This window comes from Eubacterium sp. AF15-50 (genome assembly GCF_934835595.1).
In the GTDB taxonomy this organism is placed as follows: domain Bacteria; phylum Bacillota; class Clostridia; order Lachnospirales; family Lachnospiraceae; genus Eubacterium_G; species Eubacterium_G segne.
In genome coordinates this window covers 1-6,737 of sequence record NZ_CAKVZL010000103.1, presented here as the reverse complement: position 1 = coordinate 6,737, position 6,737 = coordinate 1, and the positions used below count along the sequence as shown (strand labels likewise).

Annotated in this window: 6 protein-coding genes; 1 reads left to right on the top strand and 5 read right to left on the bottom strand. The window is 33.9% G+C overall.

Annotated elements, in window-relative coordinates:
• Nucleotides 1-1,735, bottom strand: a 1,735-nt coding sequence (locus Q5O73_RS09510) for a hypothetical protein (protein WP_302669568.1), incomplete at its 3' end; no start/stop codon positions are given.
• 213 nt (nucleotides 1,736-1,948) lie between these two features.
• Here Q5O73_RS09510 and Q5O73_RS09505 point away from each other — a divergent pair.
• Nucleotides 1,949-2,143, top strand: coding sequence for a PF20097 family protein (locus Q5O73_RS09505; protein WP_302669567.1), 195 nt, complete (start codon nucleotides 1,949-1,951; stop codon nucleotides 2,141-2,143).
• A 100-nt stretch (nucleotides 2,144-2,243) separates the two neighbouring features.
• On the opposite strand, the gene Q5O73_RS09500 is transcribed toward Q5O73_RS09505, so the two are convergent.
• The 4 genes from Q5O73_RS09500 to Q5O73_RS10680 form a co-directional block, all read right to left on the bottom strand.
• Nucleotides 2,244-3,392, bottom strand: a complete 1,149-nt coding sequence (locus Q5O73_RS09500) for an ABC transporter permease (RefSeq protein WP_302669566.1) — start codon at nucleotides 3,390-3,392, stop codon at nucleotides 2,244-2,246.
• Nucleotides 3,379-4,560 (bottom strand): ABC transporter permease, encoded by a 1,182-nt coding sequence (locus tag Q5O73_RS09495; RefSeq protein WP_302669565.1) that lies wholly within the window; start codon nucleotides 4,558-4,560, stop codon nucleotides 3,379-3,381. Before Q5O73_RS09495 ends, Q5O73_RS09500 begins: the two co-directional genes overlap by 14 nt.
• Nucleotides 4,560-5,321 carry an ABC transporter ATP-binding protein gene (locus tag Q5O73_RS09490; RefSeq protein WP_118589714.1) on the bottom strand — a complete coding sequence of 254 codons (762 nt, stop codon included), beginning with the start codon at nucleotides 5,319-5,321 and terminating at the stop codon, nucleotides 4,560-4,562. Before Q5O73_RS09490 ends, Q5O73_RS09495 begins: the two co-directional genes overlap by 1 nt.
• A 365-nt stretch (nucleotides 5,322-5,686) precedes the next feature.
• Nucleotides 5,687-6,187: a hypothetical protein gene (locus tag Q5O73_RS10680; RefSeq protein ID WP_368076761.1), complete on the bottom strand. Its 501-nt coding sequence runs from the start codon at nucleotides 6,185-6,187 to the stop codon at nucleotides 5,687-5,689.
• Nucleotides 6,188-6,737 lie beyond the last annotated feature (550 nt).

Genomic DNA, 6,737 nt, shown 5'->3' with positions numbered 1-6,737 from the left:
GTTTTGTGGTTCCCGGCTCTGTTGTTCCCGGTTCTGTGGTTCCCGGCTCTGTGGTTTCTGTCGACTTTATATTAATATTCACAATTGATACAGATACATAAGCCTCTTTAAAATATTCGTCATCAGAATAATAAATGGAAATGTACTCACCACTGTCTGAAGCCTTTAACGGGCCAAAATTATAATAATCATAGGGATACTCTGTTTTGGAACTCTCCTCTGCATCAAATTCCTTTGATATATATCTGTCAAACTTTTCTATGCCTGAATAAATTCCATTTCCCTTATTATAAATTTTAAAAATCTTACTATGTTGTGCAGACATCATAGTTCTGTAAACATACATTTTTACAGTATTACCTTCTGCTACCGTACCTTTTATGCCAATCCTGTTGTAGGCATCATATCTGTCATCTGATATTTCATAGGTTACTGAAATCTTTTTAAGTATACCTAATTTATCCGAAATATTTCCCGGCAAATCCTCCGGTTTTGCCTCATTTGTGTAGCATTTATTTTTTTCATCTAAAACCCAGTCACCCTTTAAACCAACTGTTGCTTCTAAGCCACTGTCTGCCACAATCTTTACCTTTTTAGGTAATACTGCTGCTATTTTTTTAAGACTCTCTGTATCATTCATACTCTTATAAACAACTAATTTAGAAAAGCCCTCCGGTGATACACTCTTTACATAAGATTGTGCCAGCTGTGACACATCAAAAAATTTCACTTCATATTTTATTGTGGCATCATCGCCTGTTTTTACATCTTTTAACCCGGTTATGGTAACACTATAATTATCTACATATTTATGATTTGTTGCATCTTTAGGCTGAACAAAATCAATAGTTGAAGTAGATATACTAGCGGTAGAATCCGAAGATTTACATATATAGCTTTCTCCTGTTGTAAGGTTCTTTACCGTAATTAAAACATTTCCCGGGTTCTGAACCTTTACATAATCTTTATTTAAATAAGTTGACCATACACATTCATCAGGATACACAACATTATTAGGCATATAACCTGCTGCCGGAAATGCTGAAAAAGGCTCTGTGTATCCGGTATTCCTGCTTTCACATATTTTTCCAATGGAAACATGTCCGCTATATCCAAACTGGACACTTGAATATTGAGGTGAAATCAATGCCATTCTGTGTCCTGTTGTATCCCATGTTCCATTTGACAGACTATATCCTTCATTCATCCAACTGGTAATTGAACCGAAAGGAGTTGCATAAATGGCAAGTATATTATGGTCAAGATTAAAACCTTTTTGCCACAATTCATCATCCATGTCATCTGGCTTACTGCTATTACTTATATAATGGTCAAATTGAAAGTTTCTATCTAAAGCCTGATACTGCAATGACTCATTTTGAACGCATTTTTTCAAAAGAGGCTTTGCCCCTGTAAGATATCTGTAAAAATTAGTCATTGCCTCCATAGAAGCTAATGTATCATCTGTTAAAATTCCCTGATTGTATGGTGCCTCTATGGATGCCGGTGTGGAATAATATGTAGATTCCTGCCCGTCAACATACGTCTCCCCTGCATTTTTTGCCTTTGAATACTCTGCTGCCACATCATCTTTGGTCCTTTGTCCAAATGTGGTGTTGTTATAATCATATACCACCGTTCCTGCTGCCTTAGCCATGTTAGCTGCAGTTATTGTACATACAACCAATAATGCTAATATTAATAAAATTCCGTTTAACTTAAGCTTATTTTTCATAACTTTTCCTTTCCTATGTAACTTTTATTTATTTTACTTCAGGTTCTTTTCTGCTGACCTCAACCATAGTTCTCTTCTATATTATATTATCTAAAATTTCTTTAAGCAACGACTATTATTGACAATAAATTTTTCCAATGGTACTCTTTAAACATAAATTAAAAGTAATTTTTTATTCCTATGATAATTTGAAACTACAGGAGGTGAATAATTATGGAATGTCCGTATTGTAATGCTAAAATGGAAGAAGGTAAACTGAAGCAAGACAGATATGCGTTAAAATGGAAATCTAATGAACGTCGTTCAAAAAACGTAAAACTCACCAGTTTTTTAACCCAGACTTATGTTGATGCTTATTTATGTAGGAGATGTAATAAAATTATTATTGATATTAATACGGAGGTATAATTATATTTCCGAAGTTTATATTGATAAAAAAAACAGTGGCAGCAAAAGAATGATTTCTACCTGATAGAAACTGTCCTTTCACTGCCACTAAATTTTTCATTTAACCAACTACCTGCTTTTTCCTGCTTACAAGATTTGTCAGAATTATAAATACCACACTAAATCCTATAACAATCCCACCGTTAATAAGCAACGGTTTTATTCCGTTAAAGTTCAATGTTTCCATACTTTTTATCAACTCATTGTTTTCCACAAAATAATATGTTGGAAGAACATGGGCTATTTTTAGTACATAGTCCGGCATATATTCAAAAGGTACGAAACAACCGCACAAAAATGAAGTTCCAAGAGCAATTACATTTACTATGCCGCCTATGGCATTTTTGTTTTGAGTAATGTTTCCTATTAAAAATCCAATTGTCAGACTGCATATGGCAAATATAAAAGAATTTATTACATATGCCAAACCATTTGATGTAAACATTGAATTTTTAAAGAGAATAGCACTTAAAATCATATATAACACCCACATTGCCAGAATAACAATGGCATTTGAAAATAGTACAATTCTATTATATTTTTTGTAGCTGAAGCTACTGATAATGGTTCGTTTTCTAACATTTTCTTCATTAATACTGGCTAAAATCATGCTAATGCAATACACGCATCCGGCTAAAAGAGCGTAATTTAGGAAATTAAAGTAACTGGTCATGCTTCCTAACTTTGAAGTATCAAGAGAACTTTTAATCGTAACTTTAGCCTCAGTTTCCACAGCACTATTTACCTTCCTTACTAATTCACTTCCACTATAGTAATCTTTATAAACCAGCACTGTCTTTATGTATTTTTCCACCAGCATTTCGCTGTAAGATGCATACTCATCTCCTGTTGTTTTGTATTTAATTTCCGGATTTTTACCATTTAACAAATCTTCTCCAAATTTTTTTGGTATATAAATCACAAAATTTACATCTCTGTAGAAAAGTGCATCATCCATCTTTTCCTTGTCCTTTGTATCTATGCCCGCTATTTTACAATGTTTGCTGACATAATCTACAAATCCTTCAGTAACAGTGTTGTTATTGTCATCATTTACAATTAAAATATCCGGTTTTGACTCTTCAAAATTAGTGGTGCTGTTGCCTGCCGACTGATTTATGGCTGTAATGGCAACTAACATTACCGTATATAAAATCAGCATTCCCTTTAATTTATTTAAAATTTTAAGAATTGTTTTAAATACTGTCATACTTTTCCCTCCTTAAACTTATGAAAGAAATTGTCAGGCAGATTACAACAAATACCAGTAAGTATGTAACATCCCTTAAATATCTGTCTAATGTATCGTAATAATACAGTGAATAAAATCCGTCTGTAATTAAATTGTTAGGATTAATCAGATTTATAACCGGCACGTTTTTGTCAATTACATACTTGAGAGTAACTCCCATCATACCTGATAGTACCGACAAAAACATGGTAATGGCTATGGTTATTCCTGTTTTTGCTCCCTCTGACATCCTAAATACCGAAGCAATTAAAACTCCCATTGAAATGCCTGCCAAATCTCCCACTGCTGAAAGCAGAATCACAAGAGGGGTATTGTCTCCAAAATCAACTTTTAGAACAAATCTTAAAAACAGTATTAAAATAGCAATTCCCACCATGCTTACAAGATAAGAGCCTATTGCCGAGCTTAAAACAATTATGCTTTTCTTATTAGGTGAAACTGAAATTCTCTTTCCTTTGCTGCTCATATTCGCCAGACAGTTATTAATTGCCGTCAGTCCTAACATTCCACAATACATACACGTCATAGCTATAAGGGTATAAAATTCAATTTGCATATAGCTTAAATTAGAGGCAGAAATATTTTTCATATTGACCTGTCCATTATTTATCTTTTCCAATATGTCTTTGGCAATTTTTTCCGGGTCAAATGATGTGCTTCCCTTTGCTATTTCATTTTCAACGGTTTTCTTAGTCAAATCCTCTATAATAGCCTTGTTCTGCCCTATTTCTGTTACAACAAACCTAATTAAAGTCTGGTATGTTCCGTTTTTCTTTACCACCACCTGTGGCTCTTCGTTTTTAAATATAATATAACCTTCTATATCTGAATCATCTAAAAGTGAATCCGCCTTTTCTTTTTTAACATATTTAATGTTAAACAGCTTATTCTCGCTGTCATCAGCTGACAGTTCTTTTAATGCCTCCTGATATATTTTCTGATTTTCAAACTGGCTGTCATTAACTACGGCAATGTCAAACACCTTTAATTTTTCATCTTTTTCTATGTTAGAAAATGCCATATTAAAAAATATTCCAAGAATAATAGGAAAGGCGAAAGTCCAGAAGATTAGTATTTTATTTTTAAACAATGTTTTAATTGTATATTTTAAATTATGTAAAAACATTAGTCTCTTAATTCCTTTCCTGTAAGTTTTAAAAATACATCATTTAATGTAGGCCCTACACGCTGTATCTTCTCTTCTATGTTAGCCTCTTTCTTTAATTCTTCACTTGTTCCCTGAGCAATTATTTTTCCTTTGTCCAAAATAATAATTCTGTCGCAAAGGATTTCTACTTCTTCCATGTAATGAGTTGTGTAAACAATAGTTGCCCCATTATCCCTTAACTTTTTAATACCGTCTAAAATATTATTTCTGCTTTGAGGGTCAACGGCAACTGTAGGTTCATCTAAAAAAATCAGCTTTGGCTTGTGGGCAATTCCGCAGGCAATATTAAGTCTCCTTAAAAGACCTCCTGATAACTGCTTTGGCAGGTATTTTTTAAATTCCCCAAGACCTACTAAATTAATTGCATCTTCCACATACTGCTTTCTGGTATTTTTATCTTTAATGTACAAGCCACAAAAATAGTTGATGTTGTCATATACGTTTAATTCGTTAAACACTGCAACATCCTGAAAAATTACACCTATTTTTGCCTTTATGTCATAAGAGTCCGGTTTCATTTCCTCCCCGAAAATTTTTATACTGCCTCCCTGATACTTTAGCAGTGCCAAAATAGAATTGATTGTTGTACTTTTTCCACTGCCATTGGGGCCTAAAAGCCCTAAAATTTCCCCTTCGTATACATCAAAGGATAAATTATCAACCGCCTTTTTTTCCTTGTATTCCTTTGTTAAATTGCTAACTTCAATTACTTTTTCCATATGCGAATCTCTCCTTGTTTTATGGTAGTGTCAAATTTACTACCCTATTTTCTTTATAAAACCTTTATTTTTAGGGAGTTTGCAATAAAAAGAGCATTGACCTCCCTTTTTTGGTATAATGTCAACGACGAAATCAACTTTATACAACGACAAAGGAGACAATGCTCATGGACATTATACTTTATCTACTTTAATTAATTCAATACCTTTACCAACAAAACTGCTGGCTTTTAAATTTTATCTGCAGATATATTCCTCTCAGACAGTGGGCTTTTGACGATTCCCACTCTCCGAAATACCAGAAATTCAAAACCGATGAACTTCCTGTCATCAAAACTTTCATCAAACAGGACTGGCAGTTTCTTCTAAAGTATTACGAATGGAAATATCATAAATTTCTGAAACCTGTACAGAGACGTAACGGCCGCACAATTTCCGAAGATATATGCTGTCCTGTCTGTGGTGCGCCTCATCACTACATATATGACAACAATGGGAATAACGGTCAGTATCAGTGCAAAGTCTGTGGTCAGACATTCTCTTCCGGGGAACACACCACAACCCCATTGCGTTTCTTCTGTCCGCACTGTAGCCACAGTCTTGTTGCTATTAAAGACAGATCCTTTTTCCGTGTACACAAATGTATAAACCCTAAATGCCCTTACTATCTCCACAACCTTGATAACGTTGACCCGGAGCATCTGAAAGAATACTTCGGGAAAAATAAATATAAACTCCACTACATCTACCGTGAGTTCACTGTGGGTTTCTTTAAGATGGACATTTCCTCTCTTCCGAAAAATGCATCTTCTCTTAAATTTACAAAACACAACTCCCATATTATGTCTCTGTGCCTGACCTTTCACATTAATCTTGGTTTATCACTTCGCAAAACCTCTCAGGCTCTTAAATATTTTAAAAAACTTCCCAAAACCTTCAGATTCATTGCTGACGGTTACAGCGCCTATCCTCTGGCATCAAGCAGACCAATTATGTTAATCACCTCGATAATTTTTTAAGCTGTTATGTTTTTGTTCATTAACATAACAGCTTTATCAGATGACAAACTTAAACATCTGTGTATCCCCAACCTTTAAATAATGGAATCCATAACACATTTCTAAATTTCTCATATGATAATCGGAATTCATCACTCAGTACATTTCATCATCTTCTATCTTTCCGGCAATAATAGCTTTCTTTATCGTTTTCCAATAATTGTTATAAACCGTGTCTGTTACTTTCCCTTCTCTGATTTTAATATCAGCCTAAAAGGTGGATACATCCATCCTAACTCAGGGGAACATATGGCAGCTTTTATAGGATTTCACTTTTTTGTCGCATTTTAAAATTATTTTACATCTTCAATTTTTACAGTACTATCTCCATCTGTAAATAGACTATATACTCTAAACC